The organism is Devosia equisanguinis, assembly GCF_900631955.1.
Lineage (GTDB): Bacteria > Pseudomonadota > Alphaproteobacteria > Rhizobiales > Devosiaceae > Devosia > Devosia equisanguinis.
In genome coordinates this window covers 71697-96199 of the sequence record NZ_UZWD01000018.1, presented here as the reverse complement: position 1 = coordinate 96199, position 24503 = coordinate 71697, and the positions used below count along the sequence as shown (strand labels likewise).

Sequence of the window (24503 nt, the reverse complement as noted above, 5' to 3'; positions counted from 1 at the left end):
CGATTACCCCTTAACCTTGGCAACGGCAGCGCGAACGCTGTCTGCCGACACGTCGCCGACGATCTGCCCGACAACGGCCTGGGCCGTCTCTGCAGCAATCTCGTCCACATGGGTGAGGGCCTCGGCCTTGGTCTGGGCGATGCGGGCCTCCGCCGCCGTAACCTTGGCGCTGAGATCAGCCTCGACGGCAGTGCGCTTGACAGCGAGATCCGCCTGGATGGCGTCACGCGTCTGGTTGGCAATCCCCTGAGCGTTGGACTTGGCATCGGCCAAGGCCTTCTCATAGGCAGCAATGGCAGCGTCGGTCTTCTGGCGATCCGCGTCGGCGGCAGCCAGATCGGCATCGATCAGGGCCTTGCGGTTTTCCAGGATCCCGCCGATGCGCGGCAGAGCGACCTTGCTCAGCAGCACGTAGAGTGCGGCGAAGGTAATGGCGAGCCACACCAGCTGGCTGGGGAAGGTCGCGGGATCGAAAGGAGGGAACACGCCCGAACCATGGTCACCGCCATGCGCTTCGGTCGTGGCATGCGTATCAGCGGTCGGGTCGCCGTGGGCGGCGTCCGTGCCGTGAGCAGCATCGACAGCATGTTCTGCTGCCGGGGTTTCCGCTTCTTGAGCGTAGGCTTGCGTTACCATCTGGTCGAGGTCCCGTTAAATCCGGTCATCCGGCCGAAGGACCGGAGAAGGGAGCGCAGCCGAGCGAGATGCCCGGCCGCGTTAGTCTCGTGCTGTCGCGAATTAGGCGACGAACAGCAGGATCAGGGCAACCAGGAACGAGAAGATGCCCAGAGCTTCGGTCACGGCGAAACCGAAAATCAGGTTACCGAACTGGCTCGGAGCAGCCGACGGGTTGCGCAGGGCACCCGACAGGAAGTTGCCGAAGATGTTGGCCACGCCAAGGGCGGCGCCAGCCATACCGAAGGTAGCAATACCGGCACCGATGTACTTCGCGGCTTCAGCTTCCATTTCAAAGTCCTTTCAAGCGACTATGGGTTCCGGCGGGCCATCCGCCGAGATTGGTGGTTAGTGGGAGGGGTGGATCGCGTCGTTGAGATACATGCAGGTCAGGACCGCAAAGACATAGGCCTGAACTGAACCGACGAGAAACTCGAGACCGGTGAGGGCAATTGCCATCAGGATCGGCAGGATGGAGGCGACCCAGCCGACGGCACCCAGTCCGGCGATCATCATCACGGCAAAGCCGGTAAAGACCTTGAGTGTGATGTGACCGGCAAGAATGTTGCCGAACAGACGGACCGAGAGGCTGATCGGACGCGAGAGGAAGGAGATGACCTCGATCGGCGTCACGATGGGAAGGATATAGCCGGGAACACCGGCAGGCACGAACAGCTTGAGGAATTTCGGGCCGTTCTTGACGAAGCCATAGACGATGACGGTCACGAAAACCAGCATCGAGAGGGCGAAGGTGACGATGATGTGGCTGGTGACGGTGAAGAAGTATGGCACCATGCCGAACATGTTTGCCACGAAGATGAAGGTGAACAGCGAGAACACCAGCGGGAAGAACTTCATGCCGGCGGTGCCTGCCGAACTTCGCACCATTCCTGCCACGAACTCGTAGAGCAGTTCGGACACGAGCTGCGCACGGGTCGGGATCAGCTTCTTGCCGGAGGTGGTCAGCAGCAGGAAGGCGACGATGGTCGCCACGGTGAGGACCATGAACAGCGCCGAATTGGTAAAGGCGATGGTCGTGCCAGAACCTTCGGTGCCGTCACCACCAATGGTGAAAAGCTTGGCAATGTCATAGATGACAAACTGGTGGATCGGGTCAGTACCGGCCATGGAGCCCTCTAATCGTCATCAATTCTCATTCCGCTCTTCGTCTTCCGCGTCGGGACCGAGGTCGGCACCCTTCGGGGCAGGCGATGCGGCGTTCATTTCCGTCACCACGCGGATGACGTTCAGGATTCCAGCGGCGAAGCCCATCAGCAAAAGGATGAGCAAACCCCAGGGGCTGGTCCCCAGGCCAAGGTCGATCAGGTAGCCGATGCCGGCACCCACCAGAACCGCGGCGATGAACTCGGTGCCGATGCGCAGGCCGCGCGCCAGACCGGTCATTTCCGGGGAAGCGTCCCTCGAGGCTCTGTTGTCCTCCAGATCCCGCTCCCGCTTGGCCGAAGCAATACGCGATGCAAGATCGCGCGTCGCCTCTCGAGCATGTGCGGCTTTACCCTGGTCGTCAGACGGCTTGGTCACCCGCTGCTTCCTCCGGCCGGCCGCATTCCCCGGGGATTCCGGGCTGCCCTTCAAGTTGGGCGCAACATAGTGGTGGCCCCAAAAGGTGTCAAGGCGCATTGAAAAGGCATAAGCCTTTGTATTTTCAGCGGTATTCGAACCATTTCCGGGGTGCGGCATGCTGTCCACACCGTGATCGTGGCAGAGTCATGGCGCGCTTGGGGGATTCTTGGTCCCTGCTGGGTGTCTGCGGATGTCAGCTCCCGTTCAGGATCGAAGCGATAGGGAAGGCATGAGCGGAGGCCCCCATGAGCAAAAAGCGGCTGCTGTTATTCTGCCTTCTTGGCCCCTTTCTATCCTTGTGCGTTCTTAGGTTCGTGCTGGCGAGTGACACTTTGGATGCCTTCGATCCATTGTTTCTCGTGGTTGTTTACCCACCTGCTCTCGCCATGGGATGCCTGCCATTCATTGCTGCAGCTGGCGTCGACCAGGTGCTCGAGGAGAAAAGCCTGCCATTTCGGCCAGCGATCATGCTGGTGGTGGGATTTCTCTTCAGCTTCGTACCGATTGCCGTTCCGGTCGTGCTGTTCGGCCTGTGGTCGCCGCTGGTCCTGTTCTGGGGCCTGCTTGGTGGGCCTCCGGCTGCGATCTGTTCTCTGCTCGCCGCAATCGGCGCGCGCAAGCCGGCCGCCTGAGGCAGCCAAGGCATGGCGCCGTTGAGGTTGTGTGTTGCTTCCGATTGAGGCAATGCAGGAGGTGAATGTCAGCAAAACAGGAAAAGCATGATGGATCTGTCGGAAGTCGAGCGTCTGGTCAGCGAGTTGCTGGCTACCGGAGAGATGAACGAGGACACTTCGGCCGATCTCGAACGCATTCTTGCCGAGGCGCGTGCCGGCCAGTCCTATCCGGACGATCTCGACTATCTCGCGGCTCTTCATGCCCGGATTCTTTCCGCCGGTGCTCCGGAGGCCAATATAGCAGCGCCGACAGCCATCCATGAAGACATCGAAACCCTGCGCCGGGAAAACGCGCAACTGCGCGCCGAACTGCAGGACGCGCGCCAGATCATTTCCGAACTGGAAGCCCGCCTCACCCTGTAGCGCCGGCTACACCGCCTCGAGAAAACCCTCTGCGGTGGTCAAATCCACCGACACCAGCTGACTCACTCCGCGTTCGGCCATGGTCACGCCGAACAGGCGGTCGACGCGGCTCATGGTGATGGGATTGTGCGTAATGACCATAAAACGCGTATTGGTGCGCTGGCGCATATTGTCGAGCAGATTGCAGAAGCGCTCGACATTGGCGTCATCGAGCGGCGCATCGACCTCGTCGAGGACGCAGATCGGCGCTGGATTGGTGAGAAAAACCGCAAAAATCAGGCTCATGGCGGTCAGCGCCTGTTCGCCGCCGGACAGCAGCGTCATGGTCTGGGGCTTCTTGCCGGGCGGGCGGGCGATGATCTCCAGCCCGGCTTCCAGCGGGTCGTCGCTCTCCACGAAGGTCAGCTCGGCCGTGCCGCCGCCGAACAGCGTCGTGAACAGCTCCTGGAAATAGGCATTGACCTTGCCGAAAGCCTCATTGAGCCGCGCGCGGCCTTCGCGGTTGAGCGAGGAAATGGCGCTGCGCAGCTTGGCGATGGCCTCGATGATGTCGTCGCGGTCCGCCACCATCTTGTCGAGCTTTTCCTGGACTTCTTCGGCTTCCTTTTCGGCCGAAAGATTGACGCCGCCCAGGCGCTCCCTCTCCGCCTTGAGTCGTTCCAGCTTCTGCTCGGTCGGGCTTTCGGGGGGCAGGGCCTCTTCCGCGCGAATACCCGAGGCTTCGAGCGTCTTGCTCGCCGGAATGCCAAGCGATTCTTCGGTCTGCCGCTCGATCTGCTGGCGTTGGGTGATGAAGCCCTTGAGGCGCTCGTCGATACGCGTCAGCTCGATACGGACATCGTTGAGCCCATCGCCGGCTGACTTGACTGCACGGTCGGCGTCGCGCCAGGCGGTTTGCGCGGCCGAGAGCCGGTCCCCGGCCTCCTTGTAGTCGATCTGCGCGTCTTCGATCTGGTCGTCGAGCTGGGCCTTGCGGCTCGAAAAGCCTTCCGGTGCCTCGGTAATGCCGGCCAGCTGCGCCTCCACCTCGCGGGTGCGCTGGTCGAGCGTATCGAGCTGCGCCTGGGCGCCATCGCGGCGGCGCTGCCAGGCGGCGGCGTCGCGGGTTAGCTGATCAAGGCGGGCGCTTCGCATGCGCGTGGCAGCCTCCACCGTGCCGAGATTGAGCCGAGCCTGCTCGGCCCGCTCCCGCAGACCGGACAAGCGGCGCTGTCCGTCTTCGGCGGCGGCCGCAAATTCGTCCTCGTCGCCGGCCTCTGCCAGCATGTCTTCGGCCTCGGCGCGGGCGGCCTCTGCTTCCTCCTGGCTGGAGGTGATCCGCTGCAACGCTTCTTCAAGCGCCGAGCGGCGGCTGGCGAATTCGCCCAACGCCCGCTGCGCCTGGTCCAAGGCGATCTGCGCCGCGCCGATGGCATGCTGGGCCTTGCGCCAATCCTCGCGGCGCGTTCGCTCTTCGTGGCGTCGCTCATCGAGCGCGTTGGTCAGTATGTCGATATCGCGTCGCCACGCATTGCGCTCAGCCTTGGCGCGCGCGATTTCCTCGTCCAGCTCCGCCAGCCGATTGCGCTGGGCCAAGCGCTGTGCTGCCGCTGTCGGTGCGTCTGCCGCAGCGACAAAGCCGTCCCAACGCCAGAGCGCACCCTCGATCGTCACCAGCCGCTGGCCCGGCCACAACGCTGTCATCAGCCCCGGCCCATCCACTGCATCGACCAGCCCGATCTGATCGAGCCGGCGCTTCAGCAGCGGCGTGCCGGAGACATAGCGCGACAACGGCTCGGCGCCCTGCGGGAGCGGCGGGTCGTCATAGCCCTCAATGGCGATCGACCAGTGCATCGGCGCCCCGGCATCGGATGAGGCTTCGAGATCATCGCCCAACGCCGCACCCAGCGCCGTTTCGTAGCCGGATTGCACCTGCAATTCATCGACAATAGCAGGCCATAGGCTGGCGCCGATATTGAGCATCTTGCCCAAGGTCGATGCCTCAGCCTCGAGCCCGCTCACCAGCGCGTCGAGTTCGGCCAGCCTGGGGCGGGCATCATCGAGCCGCGCCTGGGCAATGGCCGATTCTTCCTCGGCCTCCAGCGCAATGGCTTCGGCCTCGGCCGCGTCTGCCCGTGCGGTTTCGAGCGCTTCGCGGCAGGCCGTGACCGTCTCGTCGGCGTCCAGCACCTCGGCAATGCGGCTGAGTTCGGCGGCAACCCCAGCGCGTTCCTGCGCCAGTCGAGACAGGCGGGCTTCAGCGTCCTGGGCCACGCGCAAGGCCTGGGCCCGACGGCTGCGCAATTGCGCCAGGGCCTCGGTTGCCTTTCGCGTCTCGGCCTCGGCCTCGATCACCGCGGCGCGCGCCGCCTCGGTCACTCCGCTGGCCGCTTCGAAGGCCTCCTGCGCCTCTTCCTGCTCCTCGCGCAGCGCTTCCTGCTCCTCGAGATAAATGGCCAGCGTCGATTCGCTCTCCGCCACCAGCTCCCGTTCACGTGCGCCATCGGCCGCGATCTGGCGCAACCGTTCTTCCAGTTCCACCCGGCGCTGGCTCATGCGCCGCGCTTCATCGGCCAATTGCTCGGCCAGAATCGTGTAGCGCTGCAGAATTGCCCCGGCCACCGCCTCCTTTTCGCGCAGGGGCGTCAGCGCCGCCTCGGCTTCAGCGAGCCGTTTCTGGGCCTCGTGCTCTGAATGGGTAGCATCGGCCAATTGCCGCACCAGCACCGCCTGGGCCGCTTCGGTTTCCTTTTCCGCGGCGCGGGCGGCCACCCAGCGAATGTGGTAAAGCGTTGCCTCGGTGCGGCGGATGTCGCCGGACAGCGCGCGATAACGTGTCGCCAGTCGAGCCTGGCGCTTCAGCGTTTCGAGCTGCGTTTCAATTTGCGCAATGATGTCATCGACGCGCTCGAGATTGCCTTCGGCGGCGCGCAGGCGCAGTTCGGCTTCGTGCCGGCGCGAATGCAGGCCAGAAATGCCGGCCGCCTCTTCGAGCAAAGCGCGGCGAGCGGTCGGTTTGGCGGCAATCAGCTCGCCGATCTGCCCCTGCCGCACCATGGACGGGGAACGCGAGCCGGTCGAAGCATCGGCGAACAGCAATTGCACGTCGCGGGCGCGCACATCCTTGCCGTTGACGCGATAGACTGAGCCCTGTTCGCGCTCGATCCGGCGCGTGACCTCGAGCACATCGGCGGTGTTGAGCGTTGCCGGAGCGGTGCGGTCGGAATTGTCCAGCACCAGGGTGACTTCGGCGCTGTTGCGGCCGGGGCGATTGCCCGAGCCGGAAAAGATCACGTCGTCCATGCCCGACGCGCGCATGGCCTTATAGGAGCTTTCTCCCATGACCCAGCGCATGGCTTCGACGAGGTTGGACTTGCCGCAGCCATTGGGTCCGACAATGCCGGTCAGCCCCGGTTCCATGACCAGGACCGTCTCATCGCAAAAGGATTTGAAGCCGTGAAGCTTGAGCCGCGTGAACTTCATTTCTTGCGTCCTCCGGGGAGGGGCAAGGGGACGCGGCGCATTGCATGAATGGTCTTGGCGGCGGAGGCGGCGAAAAGCCCGTCATCCGCGAAATTGCCTTCTCCCCATGCAGGGGAGAAGGCGACGTCGGAATTACTGCTGCGCAGGGGCCGGGGCCATGCTGTCGGTCGCCGGTGCCATGGTGTTGGCTGGCGCCATCGTATTGGCAGGGGCCATCGTGTCGGTTGCCGGAGCCATTGCACCTGCGGCGGGCTGCTCGGTGGTCGCAGCCGGGGCAACGAAGTCAGCAGGCACGAGGGGATCAATCTCGGCAGCGAGCTGCTCGAGCGTCTTGGCCCCCGAAAGCGTCTTGCCGTTGACATAGAAAGTCGGTGTGCCCGTCATGCCGAATTCGTCGAGCGCCTGGTCGCGCTGCGCTTCCATCCCGGTGAACAGGGCCTGATTCGTCAAGGCGGTGTCGAAGCTTTCCTGGGTAAAGCCGAGCTGCTTGGCAATATCGAAGATGGCGTCGCGCGGCGTGGCCGAGGTGCCCCAATTGTTCTGGGTGCGGAAATAGGTGGCGAGCACATTATTGTACTGCTCGGGACCGGCCGCTTCCGCCAGCATGAAGATGGCGGCGTCGAGCACGTTGCGCACGAAGGGGCGCAGGATGAATTTCACCTTGCCGGTATCGACATAGGCGGCCTTGAACGGCTCATAGACCTCGTTGTGGAACTGCGCGCAATGCGGGCAGGTCGGGGAGGCATATTCGATGACAGTAACGGGGGCGTCGGGATTGCCCTGCACCTTGTCGGGAATATCGCCCGCCGGGGCCATCAGCTTGGCGACGTCGACCACGTCACCTTCGGCCGCTTGAGCGGTGACGACACCGCACAAGCTCAGCGCCGAAGCGGCAGCAGCGAGAATTAGAGTGTCGCGGCGAGTGAAATTCACGGGGAGGCTCCTGTTTTTCTTTGTGCGCGACACTACACGGGCGGAACTTGTCGGCAAGTAGGCACAATTATCACTTGGGGGTGAACAGTCTATCCGCCGTTCTGTTCCGATCTGCCGGAGAGCGCCAGGCCCAGGGCCCGCAACGCTTCCCGCAGATCGCTGTCTTGGACCTTGTCGGTCACAGCGCCGACCTTTGCGACTTCGCTCTGGCTCGGTTGATGAGGTTTATGCCGCTTCTGGCCTGAACCGGGACTGAACGGCTCGGCAGACAATCTGACATCGGCCACCAGCAGATAGCCGAAATAGCGGTTGACCGCCTGCGCGATCTCGGGCGCTGCATGCTGGGCGAACAGCGCCTGGCCCGGAGCGCAGCGCAATACCAATACCGCCCCTTCGGCGCCACTGGCCCCGCGCGGCCAGCTGAGCTTGTCGGGCAGGGTGGTCTTGTCGAATGGCGGCGGCGCGATGGCCGCCCAATGGGTGATGATGTCGCGACCGGCAAAGCCGCGCTTCTTCAGCACCGGATCGAGCGCATGCCCAATCGCGTCGGCAATGCTGACGGATTTGTTGCGGCGCTTCGGTTCGGGCGGGGTTTCGGCCATGTCTAGGCAGTACTGTTGCCGCCCATGTCATGCAAGGTTGATCCTGTCCGCTCAGCGTCCGGCTTGTCGGCAGCGGCCACAAGACGATATCCACGCCCATGCCCCTTTCGTCCCCGCATGCCCTCGATTCGTCTGCCGTCCTCGCTTGGTATGATCTGCATGCACGCGATCTGCCTTGGCGCGTTTCGCCTGCCGACCGCAGAACCGGCGTCAAGCCGGACCCCTATAAGATATGGCTGAGCGAGGTCATGCTGCAGCAAACCACCGTGGCGGCGGTCAAATCCTATTTTGTCCGCTTCACCAGCCTCTGGCCGACGGTTTTTGACCTGGCCAATGCGCCGCTGGATTCGGTCCTGCGCGAATGGGCGGGTCTCGGCTATTACGCCCGGGCGCGAAACCTCCACGCCTGTGCCGTCACTGTCGTTCGCGACCATGGCGGCGTGTTTCCGACAAGTTCCGTCGCTTTGCAGAGCCTGCCGGGGATCGGCGCCTATACCAGCGCTGCCATCGCCGCCATCTGCTTCGACGAGCCCGTCGCCGTGCTGGACGGCAATCTCGATCGTGTGCTGGCCCGCTATTATGCCCTTTCCGTGCCGGTGCGCGATGCCAAGGAGCAGTTACGCGCGGCTTTGCAGGTCGCGGTGCCCCACCGCGCCGGCGATTTCGCGCAGGCCATGATGGATCTCGGCGCCACCATCTGCGCGCCGCGCAACGCCTCCTGCCTCATCTGTCCGCTTCAGCCAGGGTGCATGGCCGCGCGCGAGGGCAATCCGCTGCTCTATCCGATCAAGCCGGCCAAGGCCGAGCGCCCCGTCCGAAAAGGCCACGCCTTTGTCATGCTGGACGCAGCGGGCGATGTGTATCTGCAGTCGCGTCCCGGCAAGGGCCTGCTGGCGGGCATGACCGAGGTGCCGACCTCGGAATGGAGCGCCGATCTCGTCGATCCCATATACCCACTGCCTGCAAACTGGCGGCATCGCGGGCAGGTGGTCCATATTTTCACCCACTTTCGATTAGAACTCGAAGTGTGGTCGGCTGTGGTGCCACCCGAAGGGTTGGACGGTGGCTGGTGGAGCGAACCTGCGCTATTGGGCGGCGAGGCTTTGCCGACGCTATTCCGGAAAGTGCTGGCTGCGGCCGGGCTTGATGGGTGACGAGATGTCACTCACAAAGATTGAAAGACGAAGAAATGCAAGCCATCCAAACCGAGCGCCTGACCCTGCGGAAATTTCGCGATGGTGATGCCCCGGCGCTGCTCGCCTATCTCGAGGCGCCCACGGCCGGCTGCTTCCTCTCGCTAAAGCTTGCCGATCTGGCGGCGGCGGAAATCGAGGTGAGCAAGCGCGCTGCCGAAGATGGCTATATTGCCGTGTGTCTCAAGCAGACCGGTGAGGTGATCGGCGATCTTTTCGCCCATGTCGAAGAAGACCCGTTCGCTGCTGTGCCGGACACGATCTCGGTCGGCTGGAATTTCAATCCCGCTTTCTCGGGAAAGGGCTATGCCTTCGAGTCGGCCAAGGCGTTTTTAGCGCAGCTTTTCCAAGAGCAGAATGCGCGGCGCATCTATGCCTATGTCGAGGATCACAATGTCGCCTCGCAGCGTTTGTGCGAAAAACTGGGCATGCGGCGTGAAGGCATGTTTATCGAATATGTGACGTTCATGAACGATGCCGATGGTAGGCCCATCTACGAAAACACCATGCAATACGCCATTTTGCGCCGCGAATGGGAGGCGCATGCTCAAGGCGCCTGACTGGCCGATTGCGCAAAGAAAAAGGCCGCCGGGGCAAACCGGCGGCCAGTGGATAGAGCCTGAGACGTGATTGGAGGTCAGGATCAGGCAGAAAGCAAATCAAGTTTTTGACGAACGCTGGCCCGAAGGGTGTCGATGGGCTCGGCGACGCCAAGGAAGTCGTGATGCCAGAAGGTCCACCCGTTGCATGCCTCGGCTCCCTGGACCAGCGCGCCGACCTTGTGGATCGACCCCTGGTGTGGACCCGAGACGAGCGAGCCGTCTGCACGAACCATGGCAGAGTAACGTTTCGTTAAGTCGAAGAGTTGCGCGCCCGGTTCAATAAGTCCTTGCTCGACCAATGAGCCGAAGGGAATGCGCACTTCCTTGCGTTTCGGCGTCACCGACTGCAGCGCCTCGAATACCCCCGGACGGATGGTGGCGATGCGGGTGCGGGCAGCTTCGATATATGCTGGTTCACGCTCGATGCCGATGAAATGCCGGCCCAGTTTGCGCGCCACCGCCCCGGTGGTGCCGGTGCCGAAGAACGGGTCGAGCACGATATCGCCCGGCTTGGTCGTGGCATTGAGAATGCGGAACAGCAGCGCTTCGGGCTTCTGGGTCGGATGGACCTTGCCATCGTCCTCGTTTTTCAGCCGCTCGGCCCCGGTGCAGATGGGAAACAGCCAATCGCTGCGCATCTGCGTGTCGTCATTGGCCAGCTTCATGGCTTCATAATTGAAGGTGACGCGGCTCTTCTGGCTTTTCGCCGCCCAGATCAGCGTTTCATGCGCATTGGTAAAGCGCGTGCCACGGAAATTGGGCATGGGATTGGCCTTGCGCCAGATGACGTCGTTCAGCATCCAGTAGTCCAGATCCTGAAGCGCGGTGCCGACGCGGAAAATATTGTGGTAGCTGCCGATGACCCAGATGGCGCCATCGGGCTTGAGCACCCGGCGGGCAGCGCGCAGCCAGCCGCGGGTAAAGGCATCGTAATGGGCAAAGCTGTCAAACTTGTCCCAGTCGTCGTCCACCGCATCAACCTTGGACTGGTCGGGGCGGGTCAGGCCCTCCGCCAGCTGCAGGTTATAGGGGGGATCGGCGAAGATCAGATCGACGGAGCCGGCCGGCAAGGCATTCATGTGGTCGATGCAATCGCCCACGAGAATGGTGTCGATTGGAAGGCGGGTCGCCTCCCTCTCCGCATCGGCCTTGCGGGCCGTACGCGCGGTACGCAACATACACTTAACCCTAACGCAGTACTAACAGTCCCGTTATAGCCCGTCAGGGTTAATGGAGCGTTCGCAAGGGGTTAGCGAGGGGTTAACCGGCAACCACAACCGTTGTCCGCCGCATCAGCAACGCCGTAACCGGCGCAAACCCGTTCCGGTGGTGGCGGCAGGGTCCATGTGTGTTGAGCGCGTTCAAATGCGCGGCAGTTCCATAGCCCTTGTGACCGGCAAAGCCGAATTGCGGTGTGTCGCAATCCATGATTGCGCACATGCGGTCGCGCGTCACCTTGGCGATGATGGAGGCTGCGGCAATCGACACGCTACGTCCGTCACCACCGATCAGCGCCAGGCCGGGGCAGGGCAGCCCCGGCGGCACGTCACGTCCATCGACCAGCACCCGATCGGCCGCACAGGGCAGGGCGCGCACGGCCCGTGCCATGGCGGCAAGCGTCGCGCCTCGAATGTTAAGGCTGAGGATTTCACCCGGTGGTGCGCTGGCTATGGCCACCGCGCTGCTTGCCATGATCTCGGCATAGAGTGCCTCGCGCTGGGCAGCATTGAGCTTTTTGGAATCGTTGAGCCCGGCCGGAATATTGTGCGGGTCGAGATGCACGGCCGCCACCACGACGGGGCCCGCGAGCGGACCGCGTCCGGCCTCATCGACGCCCGCCACGATCCGTGCGCCGCGCTCGATCAGCATGGTTTCATGCGAAAAGTCCGGGGTCTCGGGCATGGTGGCGAAAAGATCGTCGCCCTCTGGTCGCAAACGCCTTGCCATCAGCGCCCTCGCTCGAGCGCGGCGACCAGCGCCGCCCGGTCAGGGACGAATAAATGGTGGCCGATGCGGTTGGTTTCGCCGACGAAGTCGCGAAGCGCCTTGCTGGCGGCCATGCGTTCGGAAATATCGCCGATCACGGCCAGCCGCAGGCTGTAATTCTGCATCTTCTGGAAAAACAGCCCGGCAACGCGCGTGTCGAGTTGGAGAAATTCCGGCACCAGCCGGCCCACCGGCACCACCACCATCTCGGCGCCGGTCCCATAGGTGTTGCCGATAATGTCGACAGCATCCGCTTCGCTGCCCTGCAGCGGCCCTTCACTGGGCAAAAAGGCCAGCGTCAGGGGGCCAAGCTTTTCGATGTCCATGGCGTCGCCTCCATTTTCCCAGCACATTGACCCTGATATAAGAGTCCGTGCCGGGGGGCAAAGCGATTGAGAGACAACAATGCGCCTAGCGACATGCTTTGCCGTCGGCCTGCTTATGGCCATGCCCGCCGTGGCGGCCCCGTTTCACCACCCCTATGGCGAATGGCGCGAATATAATCGCGACTGGCTGGCGGCCTGTCCCGACAAGATCGACGAGGACGCCACCGATTTCTACGGCTATTCCTGCTTTGCCAGCACCGGTAGCCAAACGCTCAACGGCGCCAATTTGCCCTCCTACAAGCTGACCCTTGTTCGCAATCGCCTCGACGGCAAGCTCGACCTTGCCATTACCATTGCCGGCGAGGAGGGCGATTATGACCCCACCCGTCCCATGGAACTGCGCTTCGGTGGTGAGCCTCCCATCAGCCTGCCCATGGGCTCCGGCATCGAAACCCGTTTCAACACCATTAATCAGTTCTTCATCACCGATGATGTGGTCGAGACCGGGATCATCGACAAGATGAAAAACCGCAATGCAGTCACCCTTTCTGTGCCCCTTACCGGCCGCGATCAGCCGCTCGAGGTGCGCCTGTCCCTGCAAGGTGTCCTTGCTTCGCTCGACTTCATGGACATCTATGCGCGAAAGGTGGCGGAGTACTAAGGGCCGACCCGCGGGCCCGAGCCTTGCAGTCGCGCCGACCTTGTCTTTTCAGAACAGGCTCATCTGTCGGCTTTCCAGCGTCGGGGCCTCGAACAGGTCGATGCGCAGCGGCGGCAATTTGGCGTCGAGTTCCAGCCGCTCCCGGGCCTTGTCGAGGCGCTGGCGCAGCAGGGTGGCATAAGGGCCTTCGCCGGTCATGCGCGTGCCCCAGCGGGAATCGTAATCCTTGCCGCCGCGTGTGTCGCGCACCAGCGACAGCACATGGCGCACCCGGTCGGGGAAATGGCGCAGCAGCCATTCGCGGAACACGTCGCGCACTTCGCCCGGCAGCCGCAGCAGGATCATCTGTGCGCTGACGGCACCCTGCGCCTTGCCGGCATCGAGAATGCGTTCGAGCTCCATGTCGTTGATCGCAGGGATCATCGGCGAGGCGAAAATGGCGGTGGGCACGCCGGCCTCCGACAAGACGCGGATGGCTTCCAGCCGCCGTGCAGGCGAGGAAGCGCGCGGCTCCATCTTGCGGCTGAGCTTGTGATCCATCGACGTCACCGAAATCGCCACCTTCACCAGGTTGAGCTTGGCCAGCTTGGTGAGCAGGTCCAGATCGCGCAGGATCAGGGCTGACTTGGTGGTAATCATCACTGGATGCCTGGTCTCCAGCATCACCTCCAGAATGCCGCGCGTCAGCTTGTGCTTGCGCTCGGCCGGCTGATAGGGATCGGTATTGGTGCCCATGGCAATAGGCTTGGGCCGGTAGGACTTTGCCCCCAATTCGGCGCGCAATGCCTCCACGGCGTTGGTCTTCACATAAATATCGCGCTCGAAGTCGATCCCGGCCGAATGGCCGAGATAGGCATGGGTGGGCCGCGCAAAGCAGTAGGAGCAGCCATGCTCGCAGCCGCGATAGGCGTTGATCGAGCGATCAAAACCGATATCGGGGCTGTCATTGGTGGTGATGATGCTCTTGGCGCGCTCAGTGTGCTCGATGGTCTCGAACACCGGCAGGGGCTCCACATTGTTCCAGCCATCGTCAAAGCCTTCACGCTGGTGCACCTCGAACCGGCCCGTGCGGTTCGATTGCGCACCGCGGCCGCGAATACGGTCCGGATTTTCCAGCTCGCGCCGCGCCAGGTCGGCGTCGCGGCTGCGGCTCAAGCGTTCCAGGGCTTCGAAGGATGGGGCCTGATAGAGGGCCATTTCGTGTTCTCCTGCCTGCGACGGCGGCAGAATCGCTGCCTTCCGACACGCAAAAGACTTAACAGCAACACGAGAACAAAACAAGAACGAACTTGTTTGGGTGACCTTTCCTGCCTACCATATCGGCATGGCCGGCCTGCATTACAAGACTTTACGGCCCAGCCGCACTGGCGTAGACAACCGCGCCTGGGCCGGCCCACCCGTTAACACATTGTCCTGCGCCTTATCCCGCGATCCCGATCCCATCTCGGTTTCGCGTGCGCCCGATTTGTTGCTGACAGGGTCTGTCACGAATTTTTTGGAAGCGGTGTCGAAAGCCGATGGGTCGCTCCGTCGTCTTGCCGACACGCACAGCCATGAGGGACTGAGATGACAATGGACGCAACCATGGACGCCGCGCCGACCAGCGCGCCGCACCACCCCGACAATGCTGCGCGCAATCGGCTGGTGATCGCCATCCTGCTCGTATCGACCTTCGTGGTATTTCTCAACGAGACCATCATGAGCGTGGCCATTCCCCACCTCATGAAGGATCTCGAAGTGACAGCCAGCGCCGCGCAGTGGCTGACCACGGCGTTCCTGCTGACCATGGCAGTCGTCATTCCAGTCACCGGTTTCCTGCTCCAGCGCATCAACACTCGCCCGATCTACATGATCGCCATGTCCGTGTTTTCCGTGGGCACGCTGATCTGTGCGCTGGCGCCGGGGCTCGAACTGTTGATTTTCGGCCGCGTGGTGCAGGCCACCGGCACCGCGATCATGATGCCCTTGCTGATGACCACGGTCATGACCCTGGTGCCGCCAGAGGGCCGTGGCAAGACCATGGGCAATATCTCCATCGTCATGTCGGTGGCTCCCGCTATCGGCCCGACCATTGGCGGCTTCATCCTGGCGCATTTCGACTGGCGCTTCATGTTCTACTTCACGCTGCCCATCGCCATCGGTGCGCTGGTGCTCGGCGCCATGCGCATCCGCAATGTCTCAAATCCGCGCTATGCGCCGCTGGATGTGTTCTCGGTCATCGTCTCGGCCCTTGCCTTTGGTGGCATCGTCTATGGCCTCTCCAGCCTTGGTGAAGGCGCCGAGCATGGTTCGGCCATTCCGGCCTGGCTGCCCATCGTGGTTGGCGTCGTTGCAATGGTGGTGTTCATCCGGCGTCAGAACAATCTCGCCAAGGACAACAAGGCGCTCCTCGATCTGCGCACGCTCCAGCATCGCAATTACACCATGGCGCTGATCACCATGGCCATTGCCATGGTGGCGCTGCTCGGTTCCTCCATCCTGCTGCCGATCTATACGCAAAGCGTGCTTGGCCTCGACACGCTGCAGACTGGTATGCTGCTGCTGCCGGGCGGCCTGCTCATGGGGCTGATGGGGCCGATCGTCGGTCGGCTCTACGACAAGATTGGCCCGCGCCCATTGCTGGTGCCGGGCGTGATCCTGGTCTCCGCCGTCATGTGGGCACTGACTTTCGTCAGCCAGTACACTCCGGTCTGGGCCGTGGTTGCCGGTCACATCACGTTGAGCTTCGGCCTGGCCTTGACATTCACCCCGCTCTTTACCTCGTCCATGGGGTCGGTGCCGATGCCGCTTTACTCCCACGCCAGCGCCATTCTGGGTTCGGTCCAGCAGGTTGCCGGTGCTGCCGGTATCGCGCTCTTCGTTGCAGTGATGAGCCTGCGAACAGCATCCGGCATCGCCGAAGGGCTCGGTGGCGTTGACGCGCTGGCCGCCGGTATTCGCGCCGGTTTCCTGTGCGGTGCCATCATCTCGCTGGCCATGGTGGTGGCCGCCTTTTTCGTGCGCAAGCCGGAGGTGGCGCCTGGCGGCATGGCCCCGGTCGGCCACTGAAAACAGCGACGGCGCCCTTCGGGGCGCCGTTCGCTTTGGCGCCAGTTGTCATCGCCATCGAACCGCTTTTTTAACGGCATTGTTTGTAGGATTGAATGGCAGCACTTGAGGCTTGCGACCACACTGGCCGGGCCCATGGACCACTTCGCGTTTCTGCTTCCCTCGACGATGATCCTGTTCGCGATCACCTTTCTGGCCGTTGGCTGGTCAGGACCAAAGTCCGCGCGCGCCTGGGGGCTGGCTTTCCTGTTCGGCGCGCTAGGCTTCATTGCGCCCATATTGCCTCTCCCTTTCGCCCTGCAATCGCTACTTGCCAATGCGGCCTTTCTGGTTTCCTTTTATTGCTACGGCGATGCGCTGCTGCTTCACTTCCGTGCGCCGCGCATGATTGCCCCGCGTATTATCTTCGCGCTCCTGGCCTACGCCATGGTCATCGTGGCCGTCGAGGGCTTTGCCAGTCTCCCGCTGGAACTGACGGTCGCGGACATCTCTGTTGCCATACTGCTCGGCGTGCCGCTCGCTTCCGTTATTTGGCGCGCCCATACCTTGCCCGATCGCGTGCTCGTCGCGGTGGCAGGCATTGTCGTGCTCGACATTATCGTGCGTCTCTTCATCTTCAACGTGCTGGTGGGTATCAGCCCGGCACTGTCCGATTTTGCGGCCTCGTCCTATGCCTATTACAACCAGGTCGCCGTAGGCGTGCTGAGCGTCGGCTTTGCTTTGGCGGCCATGGGATCGATTGTCTCTCAGATGTTGGCCGGCTATCGCAGCGCGGCCGAACGTGACCCGCTGACCGGCCTGCTCAACCGGCGCGGCTTCGACGCGGTCGCTGCCCCCATGACCCCGATGGGACAGGGGGCTGCTATATTGCTGGTTGATGTCGATCGCTTCAAGCTGATCAATGATGATTTTGGCCATGAGGCCGGCGATCTGGTGCTGGCAGGGCTGGCCGATATCCTGCGCTCCATCCTGCCGGGCACTGCTGTTATCTCGCGCTTTGGCGGCGAAGAATTTGCTGTGTTGATTCCGCGGCTCAGCATGGCCGAGGCGGGCGCCCTGGCGCATGGTATTCGTCTTGCCTGTTCGGAGCGCGATTGGCGGCTGTGCGGCGTTGACCGGTTGGTGACGCTATGCGTCGGCGTCAGCCTTGTGCTCTCGGAGGAGCCGAACTGGAAGGCTGCGTTCAAGCGCGCCGACAGCGCCCTCTATGCCGCCAAGGACGATGGGCGCGATCGGGTTATGTTCGCCAAGCCCGACGCCTATCTCGCCATTGAGCGCGCTGCCTGACAGTTCCCGCCGGGACCGACCACTCGCGCGGTGTGGGGATAGCCGCGAACGCAGCTGTTCCCGCTCCGATCAGCGCGCCACCCTATCGAGCCCGGCAATATCTGGCCCCCGCGGGACTATGCCATTGGGATTGAGCGACTTGATCGAATAATAGCCGCGCTTGATATGGTCGATATTCACCGTTTCCCGCACCCCCGGAATATCCAGTACGCGCAGCATATAGGCCTGCAGATTGGGGTAGTCGGCAATACGCTTGAGGTTGGTCTTGAACAGCCCGTAATAGGCCGCGTCGAACCGCACCAGCGTTACAAAGGCGCGAATGTCGGTTTCGGTGAGCACATCCCCCAACAGGTACGCCTTGCCCGCAAGCCGCTCTTCCAGCGCATCGAGTGCCGTGAACACATCGGCGAAAGCCTCGTCATAGGCCAGTTGCGTGGTGGCAAAGCCGGCGCGGTACACCCCGTTATTGAGGCGCGGATAGATATAGTCGTTCAGCGCGTCTATCTCGGTGCGCAGTGTATCCGGATAGAGATCGTAGGCGTCGGAAGCCAGGCCGCCAAAGCCCGAATTGAGCATGCGCAGAATGTCGGCGCTCTCATTGTTGACGATGGTATTGCGCTGCTTGTCCCACAGCACCGGCACGGTGGCGCGGCCGCTGATCTGCGGATCGGCCCTGGTATAAATCTCGTGCATGTAGGTTGCGCCGTTGATCGGGTCCGGCATGGCAAAGCGCCATCCCTGGTCGGACAGTTCAGGCTCCACCACGGAGATGGAGATGACGTCTTCCAGGCCCTTGAGCTTCCGCGCGATGATGGTGCGGGAGGCCCAGGGGCAGATCAGTGCCACATAGAGATGATAGCGTCCTGCTTCGGCAGCAAATCCGCCTTCCCCGGTTGGCCCGGTGCTCCCGTCTGGGGTGATCCAGTTGCGGAAGCTCGAGGTCTGGCGCACGAAACCACCCTTTTCGTCCTTGGCCTGCACCGGCTGCCAATTGGCGCTCCACTTTCCGTTGACGAGCATGGCTCAGCTCTCCCTGGCGACGTTGAGGGTGATCGCAAGACCCCAAGGGTCGGTGATCGTGGTTTGGTTCGATTGCGCCCGCTCGAGAATGGCGCTGCGCTGCGCGTCGTCGTCGGCCAGAAGTTCGAAGCCGACAAGGCCGGTCTGGTTCTGCGGGATGGGGCCGGCGCCGCGGCTCGACCAGATATTGGTCGCCAGCTGGTGATGATAGCCGCCCGCACCATAGAAGCTGGCACCCGGATAGTGCGCCGTGATGTCGGTGCCCAGGACGCCCGAGTAGAACGGCTCTGCGATGGCATTGTCGCCCACCTGCAGATGCATATGACCAACGATCAGTCCGGCCGGCGCCCCGGCCCAGCTCTTTTCAGGCGCCAGATCCAGCAACGAGGGAATATCGAGCTGTTCGGTGCTCATTGTTATCTGCTTGCCGTCGATATCCCATTGCGCGCGGGGCCGGTCGGCATAGACCTCGATGCCATTGCCCTCGGGGTCGTGCAGATAGACGGCTTCGCTGACCAGATGGTCCGATGCGCCATCCACCGAGATCCGGTCAGTGGCGACGTGGCGCAGCCAGACTCCGAGGCTTTGCCGATCCGGCATCAGGAAGGCGGTATGAAAGAGTCCGGCCGAGCGCGGATTGCGTTGCACCAAGGCTGCATTGCCCCGCAATTCCAGCAAGGCCAGCCCGTTCACGCCCAGTTGCACCGTCGTGCCATCCTGGCCGATCCTCTCGAGGCCCAGCAGATGCCGGTAATAGTCGGCCACCCGGTTGTGGTCACGCACATTGAGCGTCACCATGCCCACCTGCAGGGGCGCGGTCGCGGTTCTGGACATGGTCAATCTCCTGTCGGGCGCTGGTTCAGCGCCGTTTCAGCAAAGATGCCCAGTCTGATTGCAATGTTAAAGGGAACGCTGACGAACGCGTTGTTCGCCAAACCTCACCGTTCGCTGAGCCGCGGCATGATCTCAACGAAATTGCACGGCTTGTGGCGGTAGTCCAATTGGTGGCTCAATATCCCCTCCCAGGCATCGCGGCAGGCGCCGCTGGAGCCAGGCAGGCAGAACACGAAGGTCTCACCGATAAGACCGGCCGTGGCCCGCGACTGCAGCGAGGACGTGCCGACCGTGGTTGCCGAATACTGGTGGAACAGCACCGAGAAGCCTTCCATGCGCTTGTCGAACAGCGGCTCAACGGCTTCTGGTGTCACGTCGCGGCCGGTAAAACCAGTGCCGCCCGTCGTCAGCACCACATCCACCTGTGGGTCTGCGACCAGAGCCTGCACTGCGGCGCGGATCAACTGGATGTCGTCGCGAACCACCTGGCGGCTGGCGCAGTGGTGGCCATCGGCCTCCAGCAGAGACTGCAGCAGTTTTCCGCCCTTGTCGGTTTCCAGCGTGCGCGTGTCTGAGACCACGACGATGGCGATCGATACGGGTTTGAGATCACGGTCTTCATATCTTGCCGTTTTGAACATCGTCGTCGCCCTCAACCGTTTCGATCAGTTCTTCCGGCACCGCTGTTTCGCGCGTCACCGGAAAATCGTCGGCATCACTATCAGCGCGCGGATCGAGTGCAAAGCTTTCCGGCGTCGCCTGCTTGTCGCTCATTGGCTGGAACGGCGCGCGGCTCGAAGCGTCGGGGCTCTTGCGTACGCGCATGCGCAGATAGGCAGTGCCGGCCAGGGCGCCGTGGAAAGTGGCGGTGACCACGAAGAGTCCAACAGGGCTCCAGGCGCCCATGATCATCGAAGCGACGGCCGGCCCAATGGCCAGGCCCGTACCCAGAATGAGCAGCATGCCTCCGGCGATCTTGGCAAATTCGCCATCCTTGGCGAAGTCGTTGGCATGGGCCACCGCGACCGCATAGATCGGGTTGGCCGCAAAGCCATAGGCGGCGAACAACACATACATGGCCCAGCCCGCATCGGGATTGATGATCGCCGTCAGCGCTCCGACGAGCGCGGCGAAGCTGGATAGGCCAATGAGGACCAGACGGCGGTCGATCCGGTCGGAAAGCCGTCCAAACGGCACCTGCGCCACGGCGCCCAGAATGGCGGCGATGGCAAAAAGCAGCGCGATACCACTGGCATCTAGACCCTGTTCGTAGCCGTAAACCGGCGCCAGCGTGCCGAAGGCCCCATTGGCCATGCCGCAGGAAAAGGCCGCGATCGCCGCCACCGGCGAGGTCTTGTAGAGCAGCTTGAGATCGAGCTTGGCCGATTGCAATGGCCGCGGCTGCGGGCTGGAGGTGAGGGCAGTGGGCAGAACCGCGCAGATAAAGCTGATGGCGCCGACAACAAAAGGAATATACCCCGCCGTGCCTGTGACCGACATGGCCAGCTGCCCCATGGTGGAGGCGGCCATGTTGATGGTCACATAGATCGAAAACACCGTTCCGCGGTTCTTGTTATCCGCCACCTCGTTGAGCCAGCTTTCCACGATCATGGCAGCACCGGCAAAACAGAAGCCGGAGAGGGCCCGCAGCAGGATCCAGCTGACATCGTTGACCAGCAGCAGATTGAGCAGAATGGTGACGGTGCCGATGGCCGCCATGACCGAAAAGGCACGGATATGGCCGACCTTGCGCACGATCAGCGGCACGAACAGCGAACCGGCCACGAACCCAACCGACCAGCCGGTACCGATCAGGCCCAGCGACAGTAGCGAAAACCCTTCCTCGGCGCCGCGCACCGAAAGCAGCAAACCCTGCAGGCCACCGCCAAACATGAGCAGGGCCGAACCGAGAAAAAGAGCATAAATCTTGATAACGGAAGCCATGGCGCTTTCGGGTCTGTAAGCAGATCAATCGTTGCAAATCACTCAAGCGTGACCATAACGCGGCATTCCGCGTTTGCGAGGGCCGATTGCGCCCGGTCTCTGAATTTTATCAGACCAGCCCGAGGAAGAGCGTCAGTCGCTTGCTGACCTCTTGCATAGTCTCCTGGTCCAGCCGGCCGATGACCTGTCCCACCTTTACTCTGCCGGTGGTGGTAATGCGATCCGTCATGATCTGGGAAAGTTCACGCAGCCCGTTGCCGGGTTTGGGCTGTACGGTAAGTCGGATCATTGATTCAACGACGGTGGAGGTGATCGGAACCAGGACAACGCTGCCTGTTTCGGAAAACAAATCCGATTGCAGAATTAATGCGGGGCGCGGTTTGCCCAGATCGCCGGGAAGCGCGACGATGACGATATCGCCGCGTTTCACTTTTCCAACTGGTCTAGATACTCTGCCAATTCCTGGTTGGCAGCGTCGAGAAAGCTGTCGATCGTTGGGTCTTCAGCGTCGGCCCGAGCGAGAAGGCGGGCTTCTTGCGCACACCTCTCCTTGAACTCGGGTGAATCGAAATCCGGCACCCAAATCGTCACCGGCCGCAATCCCGCAGCTCGCATTTCTGCTTCTTCTTCGGCTGTATAAGTTCTGGCTGTATTCGGCATGGCCAATACTCCATCCAAGCGCCAAATATAGAGCGCCGGGGGAGCGCCATCAACCCAGTCCCAGTTCCGCCATTTTGACCTTCAAGCCCAATAGGTCCCGCCAGGCCTGCTGTTTGGCAGCGGGATTGCGCAGCAGGTAAGCCGGATGCAGCGTCGGCACGGCGTCGACCTCATGGCCGCCAATGGCGACCCGTTGCCACTTGCCGCGCATCTTGATGATACCATTGGTGGTCTTGAACACCGTTTGCATGGCCGGCCCGCCCAAGGTCATCACCAGGCTTGGCGCCACCAATTCCACCTGCCGGTTGAGGAATGGCAGGCAGAGTTCCATTTCTTCCGGCGTCGGCGTCCGATTGCCCGGCGGCCGCCATGGCACGGTGTTGACGATATAGACCTTGCTCCGGTCGAGCCCGATCGCCGCCAGCATGCGGTCGAGCAGCTGCCCCGAGCGTCCAACGAACGGCTTGCCCTGTCTGTCCTCTTCCGCCCCCGGCGCTTCGCCGATCAGCATGATTTTGGCCTCGGGATTGCCGTCGGCAAACACCAGCTGGGTGGCGCGGAATTTGAGACCACAGCCATTGTATCCGTCCAGAATGCCGCGCAATTGCTCGAGAGACTGCGCCGATGCCGCCAGCTGCCGTGCCTCGCTGGGGTCCCCGCCCAGCGCCGCGGCAGGCACCGGCGCCGCCGCAGCGGCGGTTTGGCTCGGTTGCGCTGGGCGCGGCGCAATCGCCTGCGGCGCCGGCGCGATCTGGGCAAACCGGTCCACCGGCGCCTCACCCACGGCCAAGTCCACACCGGCGGACTGATACCAGTCCAGCACGGCGAGTAGTTCGGCGTTATCGAGGCTGCGATCTTGAGACATCGGGCCCGTTATGTCACACCCCGTCCGGGGGCTCCAGTCTTGCCCCGAGGTTGAGGATGCTTTCCCCATGGCACAAGCGGGCAATCGCGAAACGCTTTCCACCGATGTGTTGATCGTCGGAGCGGGCCCAGCCGGACTTTCCGCCGCCATCCGCCTCAAGCAGCGCCATCCCGATCTTGCCGTCACCGTCGTGGAAAAATCCGCTGAGATCGGCGGCCATATCATTTCCGGCGCGGTTATGGACCCTGTGGGCCTCGACGCGCTCATTCCCGACTGGCGGCTCAAAGGTGCGCCGGTCGGTCCCGCCGTTACCCGCGACACCTTCCATTTCCTCACCGCCGGCGGCGATTTCGCCATCCCCCATGGGCTGGTGCCGCCGCAGATGAAAACGCCGGGCGCCGTGATCGTCAGCCTGGGCCGACTGGTGCAGTGGCTCGGCGATCAGGCCGCCGAGCTGGGCGTCGACATCTTCCCCATGACCGCCGCTGTCGACGTGCTGGGCGGGGAGGGGGCTGCCGTAAGGGGCGTCATCACCGGCGATCTCGGTCGCGACGCCAGGGGCGAGCCCAAGCCCGGCTTTGCCGAAGGCATTGCCCTGGAAGCTAAATATACCCTCATTGCCGAAGGCGCGCGCGGTTCGCTGGCCAAGCACATCATCGCCGATAACGCGCTGGCCAACGATCCGCAAAAATATGGTCTCGGCATCAAGGAAGTGTGGGAAATCCCAGCGGCGCTGCACCAGCCCGGCCGCGTCGATCACTATCTCGGCTTTCCACTCGACAATGCCACCGCCGGCGGCGGCTTCGCCTATCATGCAGAGGACCGAAAACTCTATCTCGGCCTTGTCACCTATCTCGATTATGCCGATCCCACCCTTTCCCCCTTCGACGAATTTCAGCGCTTCAAGACCCACAAGTCCATCGCGCCATTGCTGGAAGGCGCGACGCGCCTGTCCTATGGCGCGCGCGTGGTCACCGCTGGCGGTTGGCAGTCCATTCCCACCCTGGCCTTTGCCGGTGGCGGGCTGATCGGCTGCTCGGCCGGCTTCATGAACGCGCCGCGCCTCAAGGCAATCCACAACGCCATCCTCTCGGGCATCGGCGCCGCCGATGCGGTGGGCGAAGCCATAGCCGCCGGTCGTCAACACGATGTGATCGACGATTTCGCCCATCGCATCATGCAGACCGGCATCGAGCGCGAGCTCAAGGGTGTGCGCAACGCCAAGCCGCTCTGGTCCCGCCTGGGAACCATCGCAGGCAGCCTCGCCATCGGCACCGATCTGTGGACCTCGGCCATTTTTGGCCGGTCCTTGCTGGGCACCCTGCATCACCGCAAGCCCGACCATGTCGGTTTGAAGCGCCGCGATCAGGTGCAGGGCCGCGTCTATGAGCGCCCGGACGGCACCACGCGTTTCGACCGCGCCTCCTCGGTTTTCCTGGCCAATCTTTCTCACGATGAAGACCAGCCGGTGCATCTTCGCCTGGCCGATCCCGCCGTGCCGGTGCGTGACAATCTGCCCGTCTATGGAGAGCCAGCTCCGCTTTATTGTCCCGCCGGTGTCTATGAACTGGCCGAGGAAGGCGGGGCGCCGGTGTTCCGAATCCAGGCCGCCAACTGCGTCCACTGCAAGACCTGCGATATCAAGGACCCGGCGCAAAACATCACCTGGGTCCCGCCCGAAGGCGGCAGCGGTCCCAACTACAGCGGAATGTGACCGGCACTTGTCTTGCCGATCTTGCGGCGCAGTCGCAAAACGGACAATCTTTGCCGCCAAATCCTGCCGT

Annotated in this window: 26 protein-coding genes; 8 read left to right on the top strand and 18 right to left on the bottom strand. The window is 62.7% G+C overall.

Annotation, left to right across the window (positions count from 1 at the left end; translation table 11 throughout):
- Positions 1-3 precede the first annotated feature (3 nt).
- From DEVEQU_RS05930 to DEVEQU_RS05915, 4 genes are all read right to left on the bottom strand, one after another.
- Positions 4-636 carry a F0F1 ATP synthase subunit B gene (locus tag DEVEQU_RS05930; RefSeq protein WP_126149661.1) on the bottom strand — a complete coding sequence of 211 codons (633 nt, stop codon included), beginning with the start codon at positions 634-636 and terminating at the stop codon, positions 4-6.
- A gap of 102 nt (positions 637-738) precedes the next feature.
- The gene (locus DEVEQU_RS05925; RefSeq protein ID WP_116589250.1) at positions 739-966 is read right to left on the bottom strand and encodes a F0F1 ATP synthase subunit C; all 228 of its coding nucleotides are present in this window, start codon (positions 964-966) and stop codon (positions 739-741) included.
- Positions 967-1023: 57 nt separating this feature from the next.
- Entirely contained in the window at positions 1024-1803 is a 780-nt protein-coding gene (locus tag DEVEQU_RS05920; protein ID WP_126149660.1) for a F0F1 ATP synthase subunit A, read from the bottom strand.
- An 18-nt stretch (positions 1804-1821) separates the two neighbouring features.
- On the bottom strand, positions 1822-2217 hold the full coding sequence (locus DEVEQU_RS05915; RefSeq protein WP_223214113.1) for an AtpZ/AtpI family protein: 396 nt from the start codon (positions 2215-2217) through the stop codon (positions 1822-1824).
- A 287-nt stretch (positions 2218-2504) separates the two neighbouring features.
- On the opposite strand from DEVEQU_RS05915, the gene DEVEQU_RS05910 reads away from it, so the two are divergent.
- Both DEVEQU_RS05910 and DEVEQU_RS05905 read left to right on the top strand, forming a co-directional pair.
- Positions 2505-2891, top strand: a complete 387-nt coding sequence (locus DEVEQU_RS05910) for a hypothetical protein (RefSeq protein ID WP_126149659.1) — start codon at positions 2505-2507, stop codon at positions 2889-2891.
- Positions 2892-2981: 90 nt separating this feature from the next.
- On the top strand, positions 2982-3296 hold the full coding sequence (locus tag DEVEQU_RS05905) for a hypothetical protein (RefSeq protein ID WP_164550278.1): 315 nt from the start codon (positions 2982-2984) through the stop codon (positions 3294-3296).
- Positions 3297-3302: 6 nt separating this feature from the next.
- Here the strand turns inward: DEVEQU_RS05905 and DEVEQU_RS05900 are convergent, their stop codons facing one another.
- The 3 genes from DEVEQU_RS05900 to DEVEQU_RS05890 form a co-directional block, all read right to left on the bottom strand.
- Positions 3303-6758 (bottom strand): chromosome segregation SMC family protein, encoded by a 3456-nt coding sequence (locus DEVEQU_RS05900; RefSeq protein ID WP_126149657.1) that lies wholly within the window; start codon positions 6756-6758, stop codon positions 3303-3305.
- Between the two features lie 132 nt (positions 6759-6890).
- On the bottom strand, positions 6891-7691 hold the full coding sequence (locus DEVEQU_RS05895) for a thioredoxin domain-containing protein (RefSeq protein WP_126149656.1): 801 nt from the start codon (positions 7689-7691) through the stop codon (positions 6891-6893).
- A gap of 89 nt (positions 7692-7780) precedes the next feature.
- Positions 7781-8293, bottom strand: coding sequence for a DUF721 domain-containing protein (locus tag DEVEQU_RS05890; protein ID WP_126149655.1), 513 nt, complete (start codon positions 8291-8293; stop codon positions 7781-7783).
- A 98-nt stretch (positions 8294-8391) separates the two neighbouring features.
- Here DEVEQU_RS05890 and DEVEQU_RS05885 point away from each other — a divergent pair, with 98 nt between their 5' ends.
- Together DEVEQU_RS05885 and DEVEQU_RS05880 are read left to right on the top strand one after the other, a co-directional pair.
- The gene (locus tag DEVEQU_RS05885) at positions 8392-9447 is read left to right on the top strand and encodes an A/G-specific adenine glycosylase (protein WP_126149654.1); all 1056 of its coding nucleotides are present in this window, start codon (positions 8392-8394) and stop codon (positions 9445-9447) included.
- 35 nt (positions 9448-9482) lie between these two features.
- Positions 9483-10046, top strand: a complete 564-nt coding sequence (locus DEVEQU_RS05880) for a GNAT family N-acetyltransferase (protein ID WP_126149653.1) — start codon at positions 9483-9485, stop codon at positions 10044-10046.
- Between the two features lie 83 nt (positions 10047-10129).
- Here the strand turns inward: DEVEQU_RS05880 and DEVEQU_RS05875 are convergent, their stop codons facing one another.
- From DEVEQU_RS05875 to DEVEQU_RS05865, 3 genes are all read right to left on the bottom strand, one after another.
- Positions 10130-11266, bottom strand: coding sequence for a site-specific DNA-methyltransferase (locus tag DEVEQU_RS05875; RefSeq protein WP_126149652.1), 1137 nt, complete (start codon positions 11264-11266; stop codon positions 10130-10132).
- Between the two features lie 82 nt (positions 11267-11348).
- Entirely contained in the window at positions 11349-12035 is a 687-nt protein-coding gene (locus tag DEVEQU_RS05870; protein WP_126149651.1) for a ribonuclease HII, read from the bottom strand.
- Entirely contained in the window at positions 12035-12400 is a 366-nt protein-coding gene (locus DEVEQU_RS05865) for a DUF4180 domain-containing protein (protein WP_126149650.1), read from the bottom strand. The genes DEVEQU_RS05870 and DEVEQU_RS05865 overlap by 1 nt, the downstream gene beginning before the upstream one ends.
- A 79-nt stretch (positions 12401-12479) precedes the next feature.
- Here DEVEQU_RS05865 and DEVEQU_RS05860 point away from each other — a divergent pair, with 79 nt between their 5' ends.
- A complete protein-coding gene (locus DEVEQU_RS05860) occupies positions 12480-13061 on the top strand; it encodes a hypothetical protein (protein ID WP_126149649.1) in 582 nt (193 codons plus the stop codon).
- A gap of 48 nt (positions 13062-13109) precedes the next feature.
- On the opposite strand, the gene DEVEQU_RS05855 is transcribed toward DEVEQU_RS05860, so the two are convergent.
- On the bottom strand, positions 13110-14258 hold the full coding sequence (locus DEVEQU_RS05855) for a PA0069 family radical SAM protein (protein WP_126149648.1): 1149 nt from the start codon (positions 14256-14258) through the stop codon (positions 13110-13112).
- 369 nt (positions 14259-14627) lie between these two features.
- Between DEVEQU_RS05855 and DEVEQU_RS05850 the strand changes: the two genes are divergently transcribed.
- On the top strand, positions 14628-16109 hold the full coding sequence (locus DEVEQU_RS05850; protein ID WP_126149647.1) for an MDR family MFS transporter: 1482 nt from the start codon (positions 14628-14630) through the stop codon (positions 16107-16109).
- Between the two features lie 135 nt (positions 16110-16244).
- Positions 16245-17396 carry a GGDEF domain-containing protein gene (locus tag DEVEQU_RS05845; RefSeq protein ID WP_126149646.1) on the top strand — a complete coding sequence of 384 codons (1152 nt, stop codon included), beginning with the start codon at positions 16245-16247 and terminating at the stop codon, positions 17394-17396.
- A gap of 69 nt (positions 17397-17465) precedes the next feature.
- Here the strand turns inward: DEVEQU_RS05845 and DEVEQU_RS05840 are convergent, their stop codons facing one another.
- The 7 genes from DEVEQU_RS05840 to DEVEQU_RS05810 all read right to left on the bottom strand — a co-directional run bounded on the left by DEVEQU_RS05840 (position 17466) and on the right by DEVEQU_RS05810 (position 22719).
- Positions 17466-18416, bottom strand: coding sequence for a glutathione S-transferase family protein (locus DEVEQU_RS05840; protein WP_126149645.1), 951 nt, complete (start codon positions 18414-18416; stop codon positions 17466-17468).
- Positions 18417-18419: 3 nt separating this feature from the next.
- Complete coding sequence (locus DEVEQU_RS05835) at positions 18420-19250, bottom strand: VOC family protein (protein ID WP_126149644.1); 831 nt, start codon at positions 19248-19250, stop codon at positions 18420-18422.
- Between the two features lie 104 nt (positions 19251-19354).
- Positions 19355-19891: a molybdenum cofactor biosynthesis protein B gene (gene moaB / locus DEVEQU_RS05830; protein WP_126149643.1), complete on the bottom strand. Its 537-nt coding sequence runs from the start codon at positions 19889-19891 to the stop codon at positions 19355-19357.
- On the bottom strand, positions 19869-21194 hold the full coding sequence (locus DEVEQU_RS05825; protein WP_126149642.1) for an MFS transporter: 1326 nt from the start codon (positions 21192-21194) through the stop codon (positions 19869-19871). The genes moaB and DEVEQU_RS05825 overlap by 23 nt, the downstream gene beginning before the upstream one ends.
- Before the next feature lie 109 nt (positions 21195-21303).
- On the bottom strand, positions 21304-21624 hold the full coding sequence (locus DEVEQU_RS05820) for a type II toxin-antitoxin system PemK/MazF family toxin (RefSeq protein WP_126149641.1): 321 nt from the start codon (positions 21622-21624) through the stop codon (positions 21304-21306).
- Entirely contained in the window at positions 21621-21854 is a 234-nt protein-coding gene (locus DEVEQU_RS05815; protein WP_126149640.1) for an antitoxin MazE-like protein, read from the bottom strand. The genes DEVEQU_RS05820 and DEVEQU_RS05815 overlap by 4 nt, the downstream gene beginning before the upstream one ends.
- Positions 21855-21903: 49 nt before the next feature.
- Positions 21904-22719: a uracil-DNA glycosylase gene (locus DEVEQU_RS05810; protein WP_126149639.1), complete on the bottom strand. Its 816-nt coding sequence runs from the start codon at positions 22717-22719 to the stop codon at positions 21904-21906.
- A gap of 67 nt (positions 22720-22786) precedes the next feature.
- Between DEVEQU_RS05810 and DEVEQU_RS05805 the strand changes: the two genes are divergently transcribed.
- Entirely contained in the window at positions 22787-24433 is a 1647-nt protein-coding gene (locus DEVEQU_RS05805; RefSeq protein WP_126149638.1) for an electron transfer flavoprotein-ubiquinone oxidoreductase, read from the top strand.
- Positions 24434-24503: the final 70 nt, after the last annotated feature.

Coding starts and splice junctions, on each gene's coding strand:
- DEVEQU_RS05930 (WP_126149661.1), bottom strand. CDS start 636: ATGGTAACGCAAGCCTACGCTCAAGAAGCGGAAACCCCGGCAGCAGAA.
- DEVEQU_RS05925 (WP_116589250.1), bottom strand. CDS start 966: ATGGAAGCTGAAGCCGCGAAGTACATCGGTGCCGGTATTGCTACCTTC.
- DEVEQU_RS05920 (WP_126149660.1), bottom strand. CDS start 1,803: ATGGCCGGTACTGACCCGATCCACCAGTTTGTCATCTATGACATTGCC.
- DEVEQU_RS05910 (WP_126149659.1), top strand. CDS start 2,505: ATGAGCAAAAAGCGGCTGCTGTTATTCTGCCTTCTTGGCCCCTTTCTA.
- DEVEQU_RS05905 (WP_164550278.1), top strand. CDS start 2,982: ATGGATCTGTCGGAAGTCGAGCGTCTGGTCAGCGAGTTGCTGGCTACC.
- DEVEQU_RS05900 (WP_126149657.1), bottom strand. CDS start 6,758: ATGAAGTTCACGCGGCTCAAGCTTCACGGCTTCAAATCCTTTTGCGAT.
- DEVEQU_RS05890 (WP_126149655.1), bottom strand. CDS start 8,293: ATGGCCGAAACCCCGCCCGAACCGAAGCGCCGCAACAAATCCGTCAGC.
- DEVEQU_RS05885 (WP_126149654.1), top strand. CDS start 8,392: ATGCCCCTTTCGTCCCCGCATGCCCTCGATTCGTCTGCCGTCCTCGCT.
- DEVEQU_RS05880 (WP_126149653.1), top strand. CDS start 9,483: ATGCAAGCCATCCAAACCGAGCGCCTGACCCTGCGGAAATTTCGCGAT.
- DEVEQU_RS05875 (WP_126149652.1), bottom strand. CDS start 11,266: ATGTTGCGTACCGCGCGTACGGCCCGCAAGGCCGATGCGGAGAGGGAG.
- DEVEQU_RS05870 (WP_126149651.1), bottom strand. CDS start 12,035: ATGGCAAGGCGTTTGCGACCAGAGGGCGACGATCTTTTCGCCACCATG.
- DEVEQU_RS05865 (WP_126149650.1), bottom strand. CDS start 12,400: ATGGACATCGAAAAGCTTGGCCCCCTGACGCTGGCCTTTTTGCCCAGT.
- DEVEQU_RS05860 (WP_126149649.1), top strand. CDS start 12,480: ATGCGCCTAGCGACATGCTTTGCCGTCGGCCTGCTTATGGCCATGCCC.
- DEVEQU_RS05855 (WP_126149648.1), bottom strand. CDS start 14,258: ATGGCCCTCTATCAGGCCCCATCCTTCGAAGCCCTGGAACGCTTGAGC.
- DEVEQU_RS05850 (WP_126149647.1), top strand. CDS start 14,628: ATGACAATGGACGCAACCATGGACGCCGCGCCGACCAGCGCGCCGCAC.
- DEVEQU_RS05845 (WP_126149646.1), top strand. CDS start 16,245: ATGGACCACTTCGCGTTTCTGCTTCCCTCGACGATGATCCTGTTCGCG.
- DEVEQU_RS05840 (WP_126149645.1), bottom strand. CDS start 18,416: ATGCTCGTCAACGGAAAGTGGAGCGCCAATTGGCAGCCGGTGCAGGCC.
- DEVEQU_RS05835 (WP_126149644.1), bottom strand. CDS start 19,250: ATGTCCAGAACCGCGACCGCGCCCCTGCAGGTGGGCATGGTGACGCTC.
- moaB (WP_126149643.1), bottom strand. CDS start 19,891: ATGTTCAAAACGGCAAGATATGAAGACCGTGATCTCAAACCCGTATCG.
- DEVEQU_RS05825 (WP_126149642.1), bottom strand. CDS start 21,194: ATGGCTTCCGTTATCAAGATTTATGCTCTTTTTCTCGGTTCGGCCCTG.
- DEVEQU_RS05815 (WP_126149640.1), bottom strand. CDS start 21,854: ATGCCGAATACAGCCAGAACTTATACAGCCGAAGAAGAAGCAGAAATG.
- DEVEQU_RS05810 (WP_126149639.1), bottom strand. CDS start 22,719: ATGTCTCAAGATCGCAGCCTCGATAACGCCGAACTACTCGCCGTGCTG.
- DEVEQU_RS05805 (WP_126149638.1), top strand. CDS start 22,787: ATGGCACAAGCGGGCAATCGCGAAACGCTTTCCACCGATGTGTTGATC.